The sequence below is a fragment of the Arthrobacter sp. UNCCL28 genome (assembly GCF_900102805.1).
GTDB classification, from domain to species: Bacteria; Actinomycetota; Actinomycetes; order Actinomycetales; family Micrococcaceae; genus Arthrobacter; species Arthrobacter nicotinovorans_A.
This window is the reverse complement of record NZ_FMWE01000005.1, coordinates 209,184-228,738: the sequence shown is the minus strand read 5'-3', so window position 1 is coordinate 228,738 and position 19,555 is coordinate 209,184. Positions and strand designations below refer to the sequence as shown.

Sequence of the window (19,555 nt, the reverse complement as noted above, 5' to 3'; positions counted from 1 at the left end):
TCACAAGGGGCTCAAAAGTGATCTGCTGGATAGCGATCCCCTCCCAAAGACGAGAAGGTTTTACTATGCAACAAACCAAGCTGGCTGCGGAGAACTCTGTCCTCCAAGCCGCGGGTACGGCGCTCAGCCGAGGCCTGAACGTCCGCCACATCCGCTTCATGGCCCTCGGATCCGCAATCGGTACCGGCCTCTTCTACGGCTCTGCCTCTGCCATCCAGAAAGCCGGCCCGGCTGTCCTGCTGGCCTACATCATCGGCGGCGCAGCCGTGTTCATGGTGATGCGCGCCCTCGGTGAAATGGCCGTCCGACACCCCGTGTCCGGCTCCTTCGGCCAGTACGCGTCCAAGTACCTGGGACCGTTCGCCGGTTTCGTGACCGGGTGGACCTACGTGTTCGAGATGGCGATTGTGGCTATTGCCGACGTCACCGCATTCAGCATCTATATGGGCTTCTGGTTCCCCCAAGTGGACAGATGGATCTGGGTGCTCGCGATCATCCTGTTCCTTGGCGCCATGAACCTGCTCAGTGTGAAGGTCTTCGGAGAGCTGGAATTCTGGTTCTCGCTGATCAAGGTGGTGGCGATCATCGCCATGATTGTGGGCGGTGCCGCGATCGTTGTGTTCGGCTTCCAAACGGGCGACGGCGGCGGCGTGGCACCGGGGCTGGGGAACCTCGTAAACCACGGCGGTTTCTTCCCGAACGGTTTTGAGGGGCTCCTCGCCGCTTTCGCCGTAGTGATGTTTGCCTTTGGCGGGATTGAAACCATCGGCATCACGGCCGGCGAAGCGACCAACCCCAAGAAGGTCATTCCGCAGGCAGTTAACACTGTTCCCGTCCGTGTGCTGCTCTTCTACGTGCTGACCCTCGGCGTGCTGATGAGCATCTTCCCTTGGAACGAAATCGGCAGCAGCGGTAGCCCGTTCGTGCAGATCTTCGACGGTTTGGGCATCCCTGCCGCGCCCCACATCCTCAACGCCGTGGTGATCACGGCTGCTTTGTCGGCGATCAACAGCGACATCTTCGGGGCCGGACGCATCCTGTTCGGCCTTGCACAGCAGGGTCATGCGCCCAAGAGCTTCAGCAAGATCTCCCGGCACGGAGTTCCGTGGATGACCGTGCTGATGATGGGTGGCATCCTGCTGGTGGGCGTCGTGCTGAACGCCGTCATCCCGGAGGACGTGTTCGTGCTCATCGCCTCGATCGCCACCTTTGCCACGGTGTGGGTCTGGGTGATGATCTTGGCTTCGCACGTCGCCATGAAACGGGAGATCAAGCGCAAGGGGCTGCCGGCGTCGGAATTCGGGTCGCCTTTGTGGCCCGTCGCCTCAATCCTGACCATGGCGTTCATGGCAATGGTGATCGTGATCCTCGGCGTCTTCGAGGACACGCGCATTGCCTTGTACGTAGGTGGCACTTGGCTGGTTCTCCTGTTCGTGGCCTACAAACTGTGGGTCCGCGGGGGTGGCCTTCGCCGGGCAGAGCTGGTGGACGAAACGGCCGCCATCCCCGTGGTGAAGGCACGCTAATTTGTTGAAGGCCTCATGTTGTTGAAGTCGCTCCAGCCTCAGCTTCTGAGGCGTGCGGACTTGTGCCCCGGCAACGGTGGTGCTTTGGAATGGTAGCTATGCCCGGTGGGAGTGCGGACCTGAAGTGTGTGCACCTCACCGGGCATGCTAGCGGCGTTCCAGCCCGGATTTTCCTTGGTTTGGTTGCAGGCTTCGCAAAGACCGGCTCCGTTTTGGAGGTTTGTGCCGCCTTCCGAATGCCATGGAATGATGTGGTCGATGTGCCGGATGGGCGCGTCGCAGTACGGGGTACGGCATGTGTTGTCCCGGATGTTGATGAAGCGCCGCAACCGTTGCGGGAAGAATCGAGCTCGGGAGTCCATCGTCAAGAGTTCGCCGCTGCCGGGAGCGGTGTAGAGGCGGCGGAGCAACACCGTGAATTCGCTGCGATGATGCTGGTCCTCGGACCCGGATGGTTCCTCAGCAAGAAGCGCCCTTGCCCATTCCGCGGGTACGATTCCGTAGCCTTCGAGTCGGGCCGGCTCGGGATCCCCTTGGAACAGCGTGCGATCGGTCATGACGAGGTTGAGGTTGATACCTGAGACACCACCCGGTGTACCGGTAATGCGTTCAGTTAGGGTGTCTGCCATGGCCTGGCCGCGGGTTCGCGGGTCTCCGCTGGAGCGAAGGGAGTCAGCCGTCCGGGTCAGCGCGGCATAGACAGCCACGCCTTGGGCGACCGGGAGCAGGGCGGTGAGGTACGTCATGGTGTCCGGCGCAGGACGGAGGCTGACCGTCCGTTCCGTGGCTGAATGGCTGGCTCGTTGCGCCACCGAGCGCGGGTCACGGCGATACGCGGCGGCCTTGGCGGCAGCGATGATGGTTTTGTCCCCGACTCCTTCAAAGGTCCCGGAGTCAGGGGCTAGTTCCTCGTCCACAGCAGCCCGGTCTTCAACGGACAGGCAGGCTGTTTCCTTCACTAGTAGCGTTGCCCGCCATTCGTTCAACTGGCCCGAATCCAGCGCTGCCATGGTCCGGGGCATCTCCATGACCAGCGCTTTGGCAAACCCTAAGAGCCTGGACCCTTTGTTTGGTGATTCCCGCCGTGCCAACGCCACCTGCGCAGCAACGCCCATGCCGCGTTCTGCTGCGGGAACCCCGGACTGGGCCTGCTCGGCCCGCTGCGTAAGATCAAACGCCACCGCAACCCGGGCCTGCCGAGCCGAAATTGCAGACGTCAGTTCCTCAAGTTCGCGCATCTCATCAATAAGCCCCGAGCTATCAGTGTTGATCGGAAGCGTCCTCAGATCAAAGATGAGCCCCTGAATACCCGGTCCTCGTACGGCCGCGCCAGGTACCGCCGACCCGGTAGCCGCGGTAGCCGAGGGAATCAGGACAACGGAAGAAGCATCCGGTGGCGAAGCCACTGGCGCCTGCTGCGATCCCCGATTTCCGTCCATGAAGCCACTCTTCCAGCGACCCGGCCCGAACATCAGACCCCATGTTGTCTATGTGGACAACCTTCAAAACGCCCGGGAAGGGCAGGAAAACAAAAAGGCCAACAACGCCAATGTTCACGACGAGCATTGGGGCCAGCTGTCACCTCGCAGGCTCAAAATTGAACAGCAGTCCTCGTACCTCCTCCATGGCCTCGGGAAAGCCGGCCACGTCTATCACGCCCAGGGTTGTGTCCAGCTGGATCGAGCGAACACCCCGGCCAAGCAAGCTCGCATCGTTGGGATGAGGGTCCCAGAGATTGGGCTCCGCCCTCCCACTGATGAGGAAAGTGAAGAGCCTTTCTTGCGACGGTCTGGCGGGGCCCGTTCTGACAAAGTCCACCGCTGGAGTGCGAAACGACACCAGTCCGCGCTCCCAGCCCGTCCGGCGGCCGCTTTCCTGTGGCTCGTGGCAGCGGATCCAACACTCCAAACGCCCGCTTCGCAGCAGCCGTTTGAAGCCCAGCGCCACCTCGGCGGGAAGGGCCGTGCGCGCCGAAACTACAGGGCTACCGGGCCGACCACCCGCCGTCCATGGTGTAGCTCGCGCCGGTGACCATACCGGCGTCGTCGGAGGCCAACCACGCGGCCAACGACGCAACTTCCGCAGGCTCCACCAAGCGCTTCACTGCGGACTCGGTGAGCATCACCTTGGACAGTACTTCGGCCTCGGGGATGCCGTGGAGCCGGGCCTGATCCGCGATCTGCTTCTCAACCAGCGGCGTGCGGACGTAGCCCGGGTTGATGCAGTTGGACGTCACGCCCCGCTCGCCGCCTTCCAGGGCGGTGACTTTGCTGAGCCCTTCGAGCCCGTGTTTGGCGGAGACGTAGGCACTCTTGTAAGCGGATGCCCGGAGCCCGTGGACGGAGGAAATGTTGATGATCCTGCCGAATCCGTTGGCATACATGTGCGGGAGCGCGGCCCTGATGAGGAGGAATGGCGCCTCCAGCATCAGGGCCAGGATCCGCCGGAACTCCGCAGGCTCGAACTCCTCGATCGGGGCAACTTTTTGGATACCGGCGTTGTTGACCAGGATGTCGCAGTCCAGGCTCAGCGCGGCCAAGGAGTCCACGTCCAGCAGATCCACCGTCCAGGCAGTGCCGCCCAGCTCATCGGCGAGGGCCGCAGCTCCGGAGGCATCGACGTCGGCCACTACAACTTTCGCCCCCCGGGCGGCGAGCGCACGGGCACAGGCTGCCCCGATCCCGCTCGCCCCGCCGGTCACCAGTGCTTTGCGTCCGTTCAAGGAGTTCTCCATCGGATCAGCCTTTCGAGGTAGCGGTTGTCAGGCCGTGGCGGATCGCGTCGGCTTGGTCCACGTCCTGCAGGGCGATGCCCTTGGTCTCCTTCAACGAAACGACTGCGACGACGGTAATCGCGCAGGCGACCACGAGGTAGATGGCTGTGGGAACCCAGGACCCGGTGTCCTTGAGCCACTGCGTTGCCAGCAGCGGAGCCAGTGAACCGGCAAAGATCGAGGTGACCTGCGAGCCGAGCGAGACACCCGAGTAGCGCATGCGGGTGGGGAAGAGCTCGGACATGATGGCCGGCTGTCCTGCGTACATGAACGCGTGGAGGCAGAGGCCGATGGTGACGGCCAGGACGATGACCACGGCGTTCTTGGTGTCGAACATGGGGAAGGCGAAGAACGGCCACGTTGCCCCGGTGATCGCGCCGATGAGGTAGACGGGTTTGCGTCCCCATGAATCCACCAGGCGTCCGATTTGCGGGATGACCAGGAAGTGGATGACGTGGGCGATCAGGAGTGCCAGCAGGAGCGAGGAGGTGTCGTACTTGTGGACGCTCTTGAGGTAGACGATCGCGAAGCTCACTACGAGGTAGTACATGATGTTCTCCGCGAAACGGAGCCCCATGGCCTGGAGGATGCCCTTGGGGTACTTGCGGATGACTTCGCCCACGCCGTAGCTGATGGCCTTGGACTCTTCCACCTGTGCCTTGGCTTCGAGGAAGATGGGGGCTTCGGTGACATGGGTACGGATGTAGTAGCCCACGAACACGATCACTGCGGAGAGCCAGAACGCTACGCGCCAGCCCCAGCCGAGGAAGGCCTCGCTGCTGAGCGTGGTGGACATGACGAACAGGACCAGCGTGGCCAGGAGGTTACCGACCGGCACTGCCGCCTGGGGCCATGAGGACCAGAAGCCGCGGGACTTGTTGGGGCTGTGCTCAGCCACGAGCAGCACGGCGCCGCCCCATTCGCCACCGAGGGCGAAACCCTGGATGAAGCGCAACGCCACGAGCATGGCCGGGGCCCAGTAGCCGATGTCAACGAAGCCGGGGAGGCAGCCCATCAGGAAGGTGGAAACGCCCACAATCACGATTGTCAGCTGCAGAGTGGGCTTGCGGCCCAGTTTGTCGCCTATCTGGCCGAAGACAATGCCTCCGAGCGGACGGGCCACGAAGCCCACCGCATAGGTGATGAAGGCCTGGATGATGCCATCCAGTTCGTTGCCGGTGCTCGGGAAGAAGTACTTGCCGAAAACCAGCGTGGCGGCAGTGGCGTAGAGGAAGAATTCGTACCACTCCACCACCGTGCCCACCATCGAGGCCGCGACGATCTTCTTCAGGCCGGAGCCTTGGCCGGCGCCTTTCCCGGCTTTTGACGCGGAGCGCTGCTCTACGCTCATATCCATCTCCTCAGTGTCCTCTTTGACCCTTTTGACCATGTTGTGATCCACAACACGAATAGCTTCACTGAGTATTGCTGCAGATTCGTTATGCCTCAATGACCAATCAGGCACCTTAGGTGTGCAAAATTGCAGATATGAACCCGAACCCCGACGACCTCCTCATCTTCCTTGCCGTCTCACGTTCAGGAAAATTTACGACGGCGGCCCAGGCCTTGGGATTGAACCACACCACGGTTTCGCGCAGGATAGCGGCGCTGGAGAAAGCGCTGGGCGGCAGGGTCCTTGCGCGGGCTGCCGGTGGGTGGGAAGTGACGGAACTGGGCGCCGAAGCCGCACTGGTTGCTGAGCGGATCGAAGCGGCCGTGGGCTCGCTGGGACCGAGCGACACCGCACCGGACCCCATTACCGGCGTCGTACGCATGACCGCGACCGATGGCTTCAGCGCCTACGTCGCGGCGCCCGCCGTGGCGCGCTTGCGGAGGGAGCACCCAGGGCTGAGCGTGGAGATCGTGACGGTGACACGCAGGGCGCTGCAGCAACGTTCCGGCCTGGATATCGAAGTGGTGGTGGGGACTCCGCAGGTTCACCGCGCCGAAGCGATAAGGCTCGGCGAGTACCGGCTGGGCATGTACGCATCCCGCGCTTACCTGGCAGACAAGGGCACGCCGGAGAGCGTCGAGGAACTGACGCAGCACCAGCTGGTCTATTTTGTTGACTCGATGCTGCAAGTGGATGACCTGGATGCTCCCCGCCGGCTGGTTCCCACCATGCGTGACGGACTGAGTTCAACCAACGTGTTTGTGCATGTGGAAGCCACCCGGGCCGGGGCAGGCGTGGGATTCCTTCCGTGCTTCATGGCCGACCGGCACCCGGATTTGGTGCGCCTGCTCCCGTCCGACTTCGCCGAGCTTCTCCCCTACTGGATGGTCCTCCGCCCGGACTCGATGCGCCGCCCCGCGGTAGCCGCCGTCGTGCAGGCCTTGCGGGAGGAGACGGAGCAGCGGCGGGAAGAGCTGCTGGGGGCGCAGTAACGCGGGCGCCGAGGTCAGGAGCCCAGCGGGATCACCAGCGGCGTGTGGCTTACGGGGTCATCGATCACCATGCACGGCAGGCCAAACACGTGCTCCACCAGCTCGGCCGAGATCACGTCGGCGGGCCGCCCCTCGGCAATCACGGCACCGTCCTTCATGGCGATCAGGTGCGTGGCATAACGGCAGGCATGGTTGAGATCGTGGAGCACGGCAACCAGCGTGGTGCCCTGGTTGTTGAGCCGCCGGAAGAGTTCCAGCAACTCAATCTGGTGTGCGATGTCCAGGAACGTAGTGGGCTCATCCAGCAGGAGCAGCGGGGTTTGCTGGGCGAGGACCATGGCCACCCACACCCTTTGCCGCTGCCCGCCGGAGAGCTCGTCCACCAATCGGCCGGACAGCGAAGTCACATTGGTGGCCTCCAAGGCCGCCACCACAGCGGCTTCATCCGTTTCGGACCACTGCCGCAACAGCTTCTGGTGGGGGTAGCGTCCGCGCGCTACCAGGTCAGCTACGGTGATTCCGTCGGGGGCAATGGAGGTCTGCGGCAAGAGCCCCAGACGACGCGCGACTTCCTTTGCCCCATAGGAGGAAATGCTCTTCCCATCCAACAACACGGAACCGGTGCTGGGCTCAAGAAGCCGGGACAGCGCACGCAAAAGCGTCGACTTCCCGCAGGCATTGGGCCCAACAATGACGGTGAATTCACCATCGGGAATGCGTACGTCAAGGAACTCGGAAACAGTCCGCCCGGCGTAACCCAAACTCACCTGCTCAGCGCGGAGGCGGGCGGAACCGGGCAGTGCGCCAACGGCAGCAGCGCTATCCAACACATCAGTCATGACAATCTCCTCGGAAGTCATTGCCGCTTCACCTCGCGGGCAAGGAGCCAGACGAGGTAGCAGCCGCCGATGCTGACGGTCACCACTCCCACAGGCAGTTGGATGGGCGCGAACAGATTCTGCGCCACGATGTCGCTGGCCACCAGCAGGAAGGCGCCCATGGCTGCGGAAGGGAGCATTCCCACCGAGGCGGACCGGGTCAATCGCCGGGCAAGTTGGGGAGCGGCCAGGGAAACAAAGGCAATGGGACCGGCCGCCGCGGTGACCATGGCAGTCAGTGCCACACCCACCACTGCCAGGACCAGCCGCGAGCCTTCCAGCCGGACGCCCAAGGCCCTGGCGGCGTCGTCGCCCATCTCCAGCAGTCCCAACCGCCTGCCGTAAAAGGCCAGCAGGGCCAGCAGCACCGCGAAGGTACCCACCACCGGAAGCACCTGATCCCAGGAGACCTTGTTCAAGGAACCGGCACCCCACACCGCTGCGGACATGGCTTGTTCCAGCGAGGCTTTGAGGATCATCCAGGTGTTCACCGACGCCAACATGGCACTCACGGCGATGCCGGCAATGATCAGCCGGAAGCCTTGGATACCCTTTTTGTACGCGAACAGGTACACCAAAGCAGCCGTCACCAGCCCACCCACCAAGGCACCGGCGGACACCGCGAAGTACCCGCCGCCCATCAGCAGGATGACCACCAGTGCACCGGTGTACGCGCCGGTGTTGAAGCCGATCACGTCCGGACTGCCCAGCGCATTGCGCGTCAGCGACTGGAAGATCGCCCCGCTGACACCCAGGGCCGCCCCCAACAACAGGGCCAGGAGCACGCGGGGCAATCTCCACTCCACCACCACCATGTGCACGGCTCCAGTGGATTGACCCAGCAACGCGGACACGACGTCCGGCACCGCGATGCTGAACTCACCCAAACCAAGGGCGACGACGGCGAGTGCCAGGGCGGCGGCGACGAGGACGGCGGTGACACCCACCGTGCGGACGTCGACGCGGAGTGAGACGCGCCCGCGGAACCCACGGATGGCCAGGGTCCGTCGGCCGAAGTCAATGGAGGCCGCCTGCCTGATGGAAGGCACAAGATTGGCGCCCGTCACAAGGTGCTCACTTTCCGGCGTCGGATGAGCCAGATCAGGACCGGTGCGCCGATGAACGCGGTGATGATGCCCACCTGCATTTCCGCGGGACGAAGCACCAGGCGGCCCGCGATGTCCGAGACGAGAAGCAGCACCGGTGAAAGCACCAGGGTGTAGGCCAGGATCCAGCGTTGGTCCGGTCCCACGATCCACCGGGAAACGTGCGGAATCATGAGCCCCACGAAGCCGATGGGGCCGGCGGCAGCCGTCGCAGCGCCACAGAGGAGGGTAACGGACACGATGGTCCAGACCCGGGTGCTGGTGATATTGGCACCAAGTGACTTGGCGGTGTCATCGCCCATGGCCACGGCGTTGAGCGGCCGTGCGAGGGCGAGGGCTATCAGGGCGCCAACCACGATGAACGGTGTGACAGCGGTGAAGATTTCCCAGGTTCGGTTGCTCAACGTGCCGGCGCTCCAGCTGCGCATGCTCTCAAACACTGCGGGGCGGAGAAGGGTGATACCGGACGAGATTCCACCCAGCACCGCACCCAGGGCAACACCGGCAAGGGTGAGGCGGAGCGGTGTCGCCCCGCCCCTCCCCCTTGACCCGATGAAGTACACACCCACCGTGGCAACCACTGCACCGGCGAACGAAAACCAGATGTACTCCCCGATGGTGGTGACACCGAACAACGCAACGCCCAGGACCACGAAGAAACCCGCACCCGCGTTGACTCCCAGGATGCCGGGGTCTGCCAAGGGGTTGCGCGTCAATGCCTGGATCAGCGCCCCGGACAAACCCAGTGCGATTCCCACCAGCACACCGGTCACCGTACGCGGCAGCCGGAGGTCGCGGATGATCACATGTTCCGGCGAACCGTCATACGCAGTGATCGCCGGCCAAAGGCTGGCCAGGTCCACGTCCTTGGAGCCCACTACGAGGCTGAGCCATAGAACCAGGGCCAGGGCAGCCACCGCCGTGAGCAACCCCATGAGCCGGTACCGGTTCGCGGAGGCAAGACCGTCAGCCTCGCCACCGGAAGCCCCCTGAGCGTCGGCGGGCGCGGACACCTGCGACGCCCACGCCATGGTTCCAGCCGTCACTACAGGCCCAGCAATTCGAACTTGGCGTCCTGCAGGTCCACGATTTCCTCGCGATCGCGCTTCTCGTTGGACCAGAGGTCGTCGAACCAGCGGCGGGTTTCGGCGTCGAGGTTTTCCCAACGTTCTTCCCACGCTTCGCTCTGGTCCGTCCAGTAGCCAACCAGCTTGTAGGCCGCGGGCGTCAGCTTCTTCTCATGCCGGAGATATTTGCGGATCCCCCGAAGGACCTTGGTCTCTCCTGCTACCCAGATGTAGCCCACACCGCCGGGCAATTCCATGGAGCGCAGCACCTCATCCAACCGCGATTGGCTGTGGCCGTTCCCGCCGTAGATCCACGCGATTTCAGTGCCGGCGCCCAAGGTGAGTTCCTGCCGGTGAGATGGAGCTTCCACCTCGATCAGCACACGCGTCCGGACACCGGGCGGCGTCTGTTCCACCAGCCGGGCAACAGCCGGAAGCCCGGTGGCATCGGCCAGCAGGATCTGCCATTGAAGGTCAGCGGGCGGTTCGTACAATCCAGTGGGCGAGTTAAGTCCGACGACGTCACCCACCTGGGCGTGCTGCGCCCAGGAAGCTGCCAACCCGCCGTCGTGAATGACGAAGTCGATGTCCACCGTTCCGGCGGCAGGGTCGACAGCGCGGACGGTATAGGTCCGCCTGGCGGACGGCTCCACCCCCGGCGACCAGTCCCAGGAGTCTCCGGCGGAGATCGGCAGGCGAGCCTCCCGGGTCCCCGGATCCGGCAGGAAAACCCGCAGGTATTCATCGCCCACACCCGTGCTGGCGAAGCCGGCCAGGCCGGGACCACCGAAGGTGATCCGACACATTCCCGGCGTGAGCAGGCGCGTGGCCACTACCTCTGCCCTGTAGATACTCATCATGGCAGGAGCGCCTTTCAAACTTCTCAAGCAGTGCGTACTGGCCGCTCGGGGAACCGTAGATCATTTCGAGGTCGTACGGGTGGATCTGCTTGTTGGCCACAAAGGGCAGCGAGGTCCAGAGCTTGTTGTTGGCCAGCGGGGCGAAAGCATCCGGGTTGGCTCCGTCCTTCTCAGGAACCTCGGTGGTGATGATGGCGTCGATGCCGTTGAGCTGTTCCAACTGCTCGGCGCTGAGCTTGACGCCCTCGCCATCGGCCAGCGGGGATACCTTCAAGCCCAGGTCTTTGATGACCAGGCACGGTGTTCCATAGCAACTGACCGAGACCTGGTCCTCGTAGTAGTCCACGGGGCCGATGACAAGATCGGACTTACCTGCCGCGGCCAGGCGCTTCTTCACCTGGTCCACCTTGGCTTGGTACTTGTCCATCCAGGCCTGGTATTGCGCGGTCTTCCCGAAGGCCTCGGCCACGGTCTTGAACTTGGTACGCCAGTCGCTGCCGTCAAAGCCATTGAAGGTGTAGGTGGGGGCGATGTCGGAGAGCTTCCCGTCCAACTCCTTGTCATAACCCAGGCCGTTCAGGATGAGGTCCGGCTGGGCTTTGAGGATGGCCTCGAAGTTGAATTCCGGGTAATTGGTGAACGGCGAGATGCCTTTGAGGGCGTCCTGGTCGAAAAAGTACGGGAAGCCGGAGTAGCCGCTGTCACGGATTGGCTGCTGGCTGGCCAGCGGGATGCCGAGCGTGATCAGCATGTCCAGGTCGGTGGTGTACATGCCCAGGGCCTTCTTGGGGTCGGCCGGGATGCTGACCTCTTTGACCTCGCTGGTGACGGTGCGGGTCTCCGATTTCGCGCTTGCGCTGGCATCCGTTGCAGCACAACCGCTGAGGAGAAGGGCTGCTGATGCCAGTGCCGCGACGGCGGCAGACATGGTTTTAGAGCGTGAAATCACTGCGGTCCTCTTGATTCTCAGGGGAGACGGAGAGCTCCCGATGGCTGCCGCGGCCCGTGTGATGGACTCTCGCAGCGGCTGCCGAAGTTAGGTATACCTACCCTAACAACGTCATGGTCTGAGAAACCGGTGGATTCTATTCGGTACCGGCCAAAGAGTGGTGGTTTCCGGCCTTAATCGATGACACATACCACCCCGGAGTGTGCCCCATGACCTTCCTGAACACCTGCACGAAGGCACTCGGGTTGTTGTAACCCACGCGCCTGCTGACCGAGGAAACGGGGTAGCCGGCAGCGAGCAAACCCAAGGCGACCCGTACCCTGGCATGGATCCGCCATTGGGCAAACGTCATTCCGGTTTCCTTGTGGAACAAACGGGAAAGGTTGCGCACGCTGATGGCAACTTCCGCACTCCACTCCTCCAGCGAACGATCCAAGGCCGGATCATCCAGGAGCGCCCGGGCAATAAGTTCCAGCCGCGGATCGGTGGGCATCGGCAGCAACATCGGCCGGGCGTCCACCACGTCCAGGAGTCCCACCACCACCTGCTCGGAACCGGCACGAAGGGAATCCTCCATGTCGTAAGCACTCATGTGGCGCAACAACTCCTGCGCGGCGGCGGGCACCGTCACCGCCACGGTCCTCTCCGCCAAGTGCGGCACCACCTGGCCATCAATGTTGGAACAGTAGAACCCTGTGCCTTGCGTGGATTTCACGGCATGGACCACACCGGCCGGAATCCACAGCCCCAGTGTTGCCGGAACGGCGAAGAACCCGCCGTCGGCCTCCACAGTCAGAACCCCCCGGGCACCCCACAGCAGTTCGTGGGTAGCGTGGACGTGGTCAGTCCAGGTAGCCGGCGTCGCGCACTCGAAATACTGGGTCGAGATGCCCCTGACGTGGACTTCCACCTCCGGTGTCGCCCGGGGCACGGTCTGTCCGGATTGCGATATAGCTTGGCGGGTCATCTGGCCTTCTTGAAGTTAGGTGAGCCTTACTATGGTAAGCATGCCCTCCCGTTCCGCCATTCCGCCCTGCCCGCCCGGGCGCAACAAACAAGCACCCTGGAAAGCGTCCCGCCTCTTCAGGTTCACGTTGTTCGCCAACGGCCGTTGGAAGCTCTTGGTGGCTGGTTGCGCCGGACTCGCCCTTCACCAGGTCAGCGAGGCTTTGGTGCCGGCAACCATTGGCGCCGCGGTGGACAACGCGATTGAACCCAACGACGCCGGAGCCCTCCTGGGATGGCTGGGCGCCTTGGCCGCGGTGTTCGTGGTACTTGCACTCTCCTGGCGCTTCGGCACCCTGGCCACGGAACGTGCCTTCAATTACGGCTCGCACGACCTCCGCCAGTTGGTGGTGGAGCGGACCCTGCATCCCCGTGGAATGGCTGCCCGGCGCGCCCCCGGCGAAATCGTGGCGATTGCCTCTTCGGACGCTGACAGGGTGGCCGGACTGGCCTGGTTGATCAGCGGCGCCCTTGCTGCAGTGGCCGGTGTGGTGACCTCCGCCGTCACCCTCCTGCTCATTTCCGTCCCGCTGGGCCTCGCCGTCCTGGTGGCCACCCCAATCGTGCTCCTGGTGATGCACCGGCTGACCAAACCCTTGGAAATCCGCAGCGACGTGGAGCAGTCCACGGCAGCCCGTGCCGGCGCGCTGGCCACGGATTTCATCACCGGCTCCCGCCCGCTCAAAGGCCTGGGCGCGGAAGATGCCGCCTTGGCCCGCTACCGCAATGCGAGCCGGACGTCGCTGGCGTCCGCCTTGAAAGCAATCCGCGCAAAATCCGCCTACACAGGGGCAAGCACGGCCCTGTCGGCAGCGTTCCTGGCGGGCATCGCGTTCTTCGCGGCCTGGTTCGCGCTCCAGGGAAGCATCACCGTGGGCCAACTGGTAGCCGTTGTTGGTGTGGCCCAGTTTGTTCAGGGACCCATGACCTGGCTGGGATTCCTCAGCGTTGAACTCGCCCGCAAACGGGCCTCCGCAGCACGCATCGCAGTCCTGCTCGAGGAACCGGACGCGGTACCCGCGACCGGTTCCAGCACGACGACGTCCGCCGGGTCCGCGGCCCAGCCCACCTCCGTGGGGCAGTCGGCCTCAGCGAGGCAAGCCGCCTCAGCGGGACGCCCCACCTCCAAGGGACAGCCAGTCCCGCTCCTTGAACTCTTCTACACCCCGGAAAACAACGGATTCCCACCGTTCACTGCATCTCCCGGTGAAATCGTGGGTGTCGTTCTTCCCGACAGTTCCCAGGCCCGGCGCTTGGTGGACACACTCGGCTTCCGAATACCGGCTCCCCGCGGCGTCGTGTCCATCCAGGGCCGCGATGCCGCGGACCTGGACCCCTTGGACGTCCGTGCCAAAGTCTTTGCCGACAGCCACGAGGGCGTACTTTTCCGGGGCAGCGTCCGCCACAACGTCGCAGCAGCCGGCACCCAACTGCAGGAACGGGCCATGGCGGCGGCCGCCGTCGGGGACTTTGTTTCGCAACTTCCGGAAGGCGCCGAAACCGTTCTTTCCGGACATGGCCAAAGCCTGTCCGGCGGGCAGCGGCAGCGGCTGGTGCTGGGGCGCTCCCTGCACCAGCAGCAACCGGTGCTGGTCCTGCACGACCCCACCACCGCCGTCGATACCGCCACCGAAGCCGTCATTGCCGAGGGTCTCCGAAATTTCCCGGACAAAGCCCTGGTGTTGGTCACCACGAGCCCCACGCTGCTGGCCGTCTGCCACCGCGTGGTGGTGGGCCGCGCCGATGGGCCACCGGAAACAGGCACCCACCGGGAATTGCTCGCGGCATCGGCCGGCTACCGCGAGGTGGTGGGCTCATGAGTGCCGGGATCCTGCCAATTGCCACCCCGCGCGAGACCCGGAAGGCCATGTGGCGCCTGCTGGCGCAACGGCCCGGCAGGCTCGCCCTGACCATCCTGGTGTTGCTGGCGGCGTCCTGCTGTGGTTTGGCCGCCCCGGCAATCCTGGGGGTGATGGTCAATATCGCAGCATCCGGCGGGGACGTCATGTCGCTGCTGTGGCTGGCCATCGGGCTTTTGGCAGCTGGCGGCCTGGGAGCGTTGCTGGGCATTCTGGGCCAGAACCTGCTCGCCCGGATCTGTGAGGAAGCCCTCGCAGGCCTGCGCGAGGAAGTGTTTGCGGCCGCCATCCGCAAACCACTGGCACAGTTGGAAAAGGCGGGGATCGGCGACGTCGTGGCCCGGGTATCCGGCGACGTGGAAGCCGTCAGCGAAGCAATCTCGGGGGTGCTGCCGGCGTTCACCAGCGCGGCCTTCACCATCGGCGTGACCTTGCTGGGCTTGGGCGTCATCGACTGGCGCTTTGCCGTGGCCGTTCTCATTGCTGCGCCGCTGCAAGTCTTCACCCTGCGCTGGTTCCTCAAGCGGACCGCGCCCATTTACCGCACCGTGCGGATCACCGAGGCCAACCGGACCGAGCAGATCATCGAAACCGTCCACGGCTCACCGTCCGTCCTGGCCTTGGGCCTGGGCCCCCACCACGCCGGATTGGTGGCAGCAGCCTCGCACGAGAACATCGGCCATTCGCTGCGCGGCGTGGGTTTCCTGACCAGGTTCTACAACCGCCTCAACCTTGCAGAACTGATTGGCTTGTCCGCAGTGTTGGCGGTGGGATTCTGGCTTCACGCCGAGGGTGCCGTGACCATTGGAGCAGCCACGGCGGCGGCTTTGTACTTCTACCGGCTGTTCGATCCGATCGGGCTGGTCCTGGGCCAGTTCGACGAGCTCCAGAAGGCAGCCGCCGGATTGGGCCGCATGTTCGGGCTGACCATGTCTGCAGGATCACCCACCACGCCAGGGACCTCCGCGGCAGCTGACTCCGGGATCATGGTGGAGAACGTCACCTTCGCCTATCCCGGCCAGCGGCCAGCGCTCCAGGAAGTCTCGCTGACGGTCCGCCCTGGCGAGCGGGTTGCGATCGTGGGGACCTCAGGCGCCGGTAAAACCACCTTGGCCAAGATCATCATGGGCCTGGAACACCCCGAGACAGGGACGGTCCGGGTGGGTGGGCTCGATTCCGTCCGCTCGGCAACGGAAGACCTGCATTCGCGGATCGCCATGGTCAGCCAGGAGGTGCATGTCTTCTCCGGCACGCTGGCCGAGGACCTCAGGATCGCCAAAGAGGACGCTTCCACCGAGGAACTTTCCCATGCCTTGCAGGCTGTCGGGGCCACTTGGGTTGAAGCGTTCGACGACGGACTGGAGACTTCCGTAGGCGCCGGCGGCCATCAGCTCACGCCCGAGCAGGCGCAGCAACTGGCCCTGGCCCGGCTCATGCTCAAGGATCCGCCCATCGCAGTCCTCGACGAAGCCACTGCTGAAGCGGGAACCGGCTCGGCAGTCTTGCTGGACCGGGCTGCGGAGGCTGCGTTGGCGGGCCGGACGTCAGTGGTGATCGCGCACCGTTTGTCCCAGGCTGCCTCCGCGGACACCGTAGTGGTGATGGACCACGGGAGGATCATCGAGTCCGGCCCGCATCAGCAGTTGCTGGCCACCGGAGGCAGGTACGCCACGTTGTGGGATGCCTGGAACAGCTCACTGAGCCGGAATTGACGTGGAGTTTTTGGAGTGCAGTAGCTCACCCCTGGGGGTCGTGCCGCACGGGGGTTCCTTTGGCGAATGCGCGCACTTTGGCGTCGTCCCAGATGTGCGCCGGAACTCCGCCTCCCAGGAGCCGGCGGGCCAATGTGGGGTCGTCGCCGAAGGGCGCATGGCTGCCGGCCATGATCATGTTGCCGTAGCGTCGCCCCTTGAGCATGGCGGGGTCGGCGATGATCATGGTGTGCTCAAACGTGTCCGCGATGGTGGCGGCATCGGCCCGGGCATTCTTGAGGTCCGGCGCATCCCCTGAATTGACCACGTACAGTCCGTCGGCTGCCAGGACCGCATCGGCATGCGCCGTGAACTCACGGGTGGTCAGTGCACGGGGCGTGAAGGCGCCGGCAAAGACATCGCGGATGATGAGGTCCCTGGTATCCGGAGTGAGGGATTCAGTGACTTGGCGGGCTTCGCCCACACGAAGCCTTAACAATGGTGCTTTGGGGAGGTCGAACCACCCGCGTACGTAATCGGCCAGCTTGCCATCGAGCTCCACCACGACCTGCCGTGCTTCGGGGTAGGCGGCGTGGAAGTAGCGGGCCATGGAGCACGCTCCCCCACCAAGGTGCAGTGCGCGCAGCTTCGGTTTCTGCTCGCGCGGCCACCGCGATTCCACCAAGGCGGCAATCCAGCGCATGTATTCAAAGTCCAGGAACAGGGGATCTGCGAGGTCGATGTGCGAGCTCATGACGCCATTGATCTTCAGCAGCCAGCCGTTGGAGTTGTCCTGGTCCGGGATGAGTTCGCAGTCGCCGGTATCGATATAGTAGACCCCCGCCACTGGACCGTCAGGGCGGGCGCCGGAAGGCACCTCGACGACTCCCGCCGTCGACCTTTTACCGCGTTTCGCCACTATTTCCGCCCCATCCGAGTCATGCGTCAAGCCTAGTGGAGCGACACATTTCCCCTAACTTCGCTTCAACACTAAGGGTACTTATGATTTGGTGGGATTGGGTCCTATGATCTCTACATGGGTCTCGGAGAAACAGTGTGGGCGGAGGTGCTGACGGTGGCGGTAGCGTGGCTGACCGTCGTTTGCCTCATGCTGGCGCGGGTGCCCAAACCTCCGGGCCTCCTGGATCCACCACTTGATATGGATCCGTCCGACGACCCCGAATCCCGCCAAGCTCCCTAAGCAGTTTCCTGGACAGCCCCCTGGCGCAGCAAGGTGCCTCACGCACTCCGGATGGAGGTTGGCTGGTAGATCACCACCGAGCCCTCCACCGCTGCCCGGCACGTCAACTGGCGCTGCGGTGTGCGCAGTGCGCGCAGTTCCACCTCGATACGTGCCGGATGGGGCGGCCGGCCATCGATGTGGATTAGCCACTGATCGCCCTCACGCAAGGCCTGCGTGACCACGTAATCATGCCTGCCGGCGGGCCCGAATTCTCCCAGTACGGCCGCGACTGCTGCCTGCTGTGGCGGCAGGAGATCCGTGTAGCCGCGTAAATACCGGGCATGGACGCGGCCGGCAAGATGCTCCTCGATGGTGGTGACGGAAGTCCCGGCGTCGAGTCCTCCGTAATACACGCCGTCAGGGGCGACCACCGCATTGGCCGCGAACCTGTCACCGCCAACGTGGGAGCATTCCCACACCAGTTCAGGCCAGCGCTCACTCAGGGCAAGCCCCACCGGCCGCCCCCACACCGCGCAGCAAGGGTCGTGCTGGCCATGCGCGCAGACCAGGATGGCCGGCGGCAACCCCGTCCCACCGGGCAGGGCCAAGGCCGAAGCAATCTCCGCCAGGTCCTCGTCCCGCTCCCACGTTCCCCAATGCTGGCGATATGCGCCGGAACTCTCATGGCGAAGGACCGCCCAGCTGGCCACTCCGTGGCGGCGCCGGGGACCGGGCCGCCGCACCAGGAGGACCCGTGCATTCGCCGCCCGCGCCGAGGAGAGGACCATGGCTTTGGTTCCGGCATCGAGGTCAAGGCCTTCGAAGCCGCTGGGCGGCCACGCACCCCGGTACTCCACCAGGACCCACACCAAGGAAGGCGACGCCGTCCCCGCCATTGAGTCTCCGCGAATCCGGGCGTTTTCGGCGCAGAAGAAACGTCCTGTTGGGGCCACAGGCGACGTCACGGCTCAACGGGGATGAGAACGCCTGCGCGCAACAGCCTTTCGACGAGTTCTACGCCAAGATCAGCCGCAATGTGGTCCCCGCCCTCCAGCAGGCGCCGCACCGATGACAGGTGGTCATCATGGAAATCGAGCCACCCTACCCGGGTAGTGAGGCGTGAGCCCTCAAGCCGCGCTTCCAGTGCTTCCCGAAGCCGCACCACCGACTCCGGCCCCAAGCGCTCGATGGCCGCGAGCTGGGCCACCGGACCAAGCGGGGCAGGGCGTCCTTGGCCCCTCCGGGTGCGGTGGAAAAGGGACGTGGTGTCCGCTTCCATGACAGCAGCGGCGAACCGTTCGCGAACAGCAGCGATCTCTTCTTCGGGCCCGCCCACACCCAAAGGCAAAGATCGGCGCATGGCGGGATCCTCACCCAACGCTGCGAGCGCGGCCTGCGCCAAGTGTTCGGCCAAGGCATGGCGGGTCCAGTTATGGACTCCCAGTGTGAGATGGATGGAGACTTTGCCTTGGGCCTGCGCGGCGTGCAACCAGCCTCGGGGCAGATACAGGACATCACCGGGTTCCAGGATCGTGTCTATGTACGCCTCACCCTTGGCGGCCTGGGCCACTGCGTCGCTGCGATCGGTCCAGGGTTGGGTACGCAACGGGTCCTCATGGACCGGTTCATGGATGATCCAGCGCTTGGTTCCCTCGATCTGCAGCACGAAAACGTCATGGACGTCGTAGTGGTCATCGAAACCGCGGTTCTGCGGCGGCGTTATGTAGGCGTTGGCCTGCACAGGATGGCCGAGCTCGGTACTTAGCCGCGAACTGAAAGTCGCCACCGGATCCCACGTGCGATGCAGGGCCTGCAGGACCAAAGTGGCCCCGTCAGCGAATTTGCGCCACAACGCGGTGTCGTCGAGTTGATCGGAAATGGTGGCGCCCACCCCCGCCTGCGAAGTGAAGGAGGACTCGGGAAGGGTGGATCCTCCCTTGGCGACACGCAGGAACGGTGTCCGGAGCCCGCGGCGTGAAATCAGCTCGTCAACGGCGCTGCTTGAGAACACATCGGCGAAATCACTGACACCCCTGGTCAGCAAGGCCGACCGCCCCCAGACATCACTGGCGAACTGCTCCCGGCCGACATCGATCAAACGTGTTTCCAGGACCCCGCCGCCTTTCACCGCACCGGGGTCCTGGAAATCAGTACTGGCAGCGCTCAAATTCAGCTGCCTTGCTGCCCGGCGCCGCCGTCGGCACCGCCATCAGCACCGCCGTCCGCACCACCGTCGGCACCGCCATCAGCACCGCCGTCATGAGTACCGGGGA

General features: G+C 64.2%; 17 protein-coding genes. 5 read left to right on the top strand and 12 right to left on the bottom strand.

Going from position 1 to position 19,555, the window contains the following annotated elements; translation table 11 throughout:
- Positions 1-65 precede the first annotated feature (65 nt).
- On the top strand, positions 66-1,526 hold the full coding sequence (locus tag BLQ01_RS15465; protein ID WP_091552690.1) for an amino acid permease: 1,461 nt from the start codon (positions 66-68) through the stop codon (positions 1,524-1,526).
- Positions 1,527-1,564: 38 nt separating this feature from the next.
- Here BLQ01_RS15465 and BLQ01_RS15460 read toward each other — a convergent pair whose 3' ends face one another.
- From BLQ01_RS15460 to BLQ01_RS15445, 3 genes are all read right to left on the bottom strand, one after another.
- Positions 1,565-2,998, bottom strand: a complete 1,434-nt coding sequence (locus BLQ01_RS15460) for an HNH endonuclease (RefSeq protein WP_091552689.1) — start codon at positions 2,996-2,998, stop codon at positions 1,565-1,567.
- Positions 2,999-3,510: 512 nt separating this feature from the next.
- A complete protein-coding gene (locus BLQ01_RS15450; protein ID WP_091552686.1) occupies positions 3,511-4,260 on the bottom strand; it encodes a 3-hydroxybutyrate dehydrogenase in 750 nt (249 codons plus the stop codon).
- A 4-nt stretch (positions 4,261-4,264) separates the two neighbouring features.
- Positions 4,265-5,650, bottom strand: a complete 1,386-nt coding sequence (locus BLQ01_RS15445; protein WP_026542079.1) for an MFS transporter — start codon at positions 5,648-5,650, stop codon at positions 4,265-4,267.
- A 137-nt stretch (positions 5,651-5,787) separates the two neighbouring features.
- Here BLQ01_RS15445 and BLQ01_RS15440 point away from each other — a divergent pair, with 137 nt between their 5' ends.
- Complete coding sequence (locus tag BLQ01_RS15440) at positions 5,788-6,684, top strand: LysR family transcriptional regulator (protein ID WP_091552685.1); 897 nt, start codon at positions 5,788-5,790, stop codon at positions 6,682-6,684.
- 14 nt (positions 6,685-6,698) lie between these two features.
- On the opposite strand, the gene BLQ01_RS15435 is transcribed toward BLQ01_RS15440, so the two are convergent.
- The 6 genes from BLQ01_RS15435 to BLQ01_RS15410 all read right to left on the bottom strand — a co-directional run bounded on the left by BLQ01_RS15435 (position 6,699) and on the right by BLQ01_RS15410 (position 12,511).
- The gene (locus BLQ01_RS15435; protein WP_091552684.1) at positions 6,699-7,523 is read right to left on the bottom strand and encodes an ABC transporter ATP-binding protein; all 825 of its coding nucleotides are present in this window, start codon (positions 7,521-7,523) and stop codon (positions 6,699-6,701) included.
- A 17-nt stretch (positions 7,524-7,540) separates the two neighbouring features.
- Entirely contained in the window at positions 7,541-8,629 is a 1,089-nt protein-coding gene (locus BLQ01_RS15430; protein ID WP_091552683.1) for a FecCD family ABC transporter permease, read from the bottom strand.
- Positions 8,626-9,714 (bottom strand): iron chelate uptake ABC transporter family permease subunit, encoded by a 1,089-nt coding sequence (locus BLQ01_RS15425; RefSeq protein WP_254779488.1) that lies wholly within the window; start codon positions 9,712-9,714, stop codon positions 8,626-8,628. The genes BLQ01_RS15430 and BLQ01_RS15425 overlap by 4 nt, the downstream gene beginning before the upstream one ends.
- On the bottom strand, positions 9,714-10,541 hold the full coding sequence (locus BLQ01_RS15420) for a siderophore-interacting protein (RefSeq protein WP_254779487.1): 828 nt from the start codon (positions 10,539-10,541) through the stop codon (positions 9,714-9,716). Before BLQ01_RS15420 ends, BLQ01_RS15425 begins: the two co-directional genes overlap by 1 nt.
- Complete coding sequence (locus BLQ01_RS15415) at positions 10,477-11,544, bottom strand: ABC transporter substrate-binding protein (protein ID WP_254779486.1); 1,068 nt, start codon at positions 11,542-11,544, stop codon at positions 10,477-10,479. Before BLQ01_RS15415 ends, BLQ01_RS15420 begins: the two co-directional genes overlap by 65 nt.
- Before the next feature lie 136 nt (positions 11,545-11,680).
- Complete coding sequence (locus tag BLQ01_RS15410; protein WP_091552681.1) at positions 11,681-12,511, bottom strand: AraC family transcriptional regulator; 831 nt, start codon at positions 12,509-12,511, stop codon at positions 11,681-11,683.
- A 40-nt stretch (positions 12,512-12,551) separates the two neighbouring features.
- On the opposite strand from BLQ01_RS15410, the gene BLQ01_RS15405 reads away from it, so the two are divergent.
- Together BLQ01_RS15405 and BLQ01_RS15400 are read left to right on the top strand one after the other, a co-directional pair.
- Positions 12,552-14,369: an ABC transporter ATP-binding protein gene (locus BLQ01_RS15405; protein WP_254779485.1), complete on the top strand. Its 1,818-nt coding sequence runs from the start codon at positions 12,552-12,554 to the stop codon at positions 14,367-14,369.
- The gene (locus BLQ01_RS15400; RefSeq protein WP_091552679.1) at positions 14,366-16,120 is read left to right on the top strand and encodes an ABC transporter ATP-binding protein; all 1,755 of its coding nucleotides are present in this window, start codon (positions 14,366-14,368) and stop codon (positions 16,118-16,120) included. The genes BLQ01_RS15405 and BLQ01_RS15400 overlap by 4 nt, the downstream gene beginning before the upstream one ends.
- A gap of 25 nt (positions 16,121-16,145) precedes the next feature.
- Here the strand turns inward: BLQ01_RS15400 and BLQ01_RS15395 are convergent, their stop codons facing one another.
- Positions 16,146-17,018, bottom strand: coding sequence for a spermidine synthase (locus BLQ01_RS15395; protein WP_026542088.1), 873 nt, complete (start codon positions 17,016-17,018; stop codon positions 16,146-16,148).
- Between the two features lie 117 nt (positions 17,019-17,135).
- Between BLQ01_RS15395 and BLQ01_RS22430 the strand changes: the two genes are divergently transcribed.
- Positions 17,136-17,300 (top strand): hypothetical protein, encoded by a 165-nt coding sequence (locus BLQ01_RS22430; protein WP_167332887.1) that lies wholly within the window; start codon positions 17,136-17,138, stop codon positions 17,298-17,300.
- A gap of 38 nt (positions 17,301-17,338) precedes the next feature.
- Here the strand turns inward: BLQ01_RS22430 and BLQ01_RS15390 are convergent, their stop codons facing one another.
- Together BLQ01_RS15390 and BLQ01_RS15385 are read right to left on the bottom strand one after the other, a co-directional pair.
- Entirely contained in the window at positions 17,339-18,178 is an 840-nt protein-coding gene (locus BLQ01_RS15390; protein WP_035761100.1) for a sucrase ferredoxin, read from the bottom strand.
- 65 nt (positions 18,179-18,243) lie between these two features.
- Positions 18,244-19,410, bottom strand: coding sequence for a cupin domain-containing protein (locus BLQ01_RS15385; RefSeq protein ID WP_035761115.1), 1,167 nt, complete (start codon positions 19,408-19,410; stop codon positions 18,244-18,246).
- Positions 19,411-19,555: the final 145 nt, after the last annotated feature.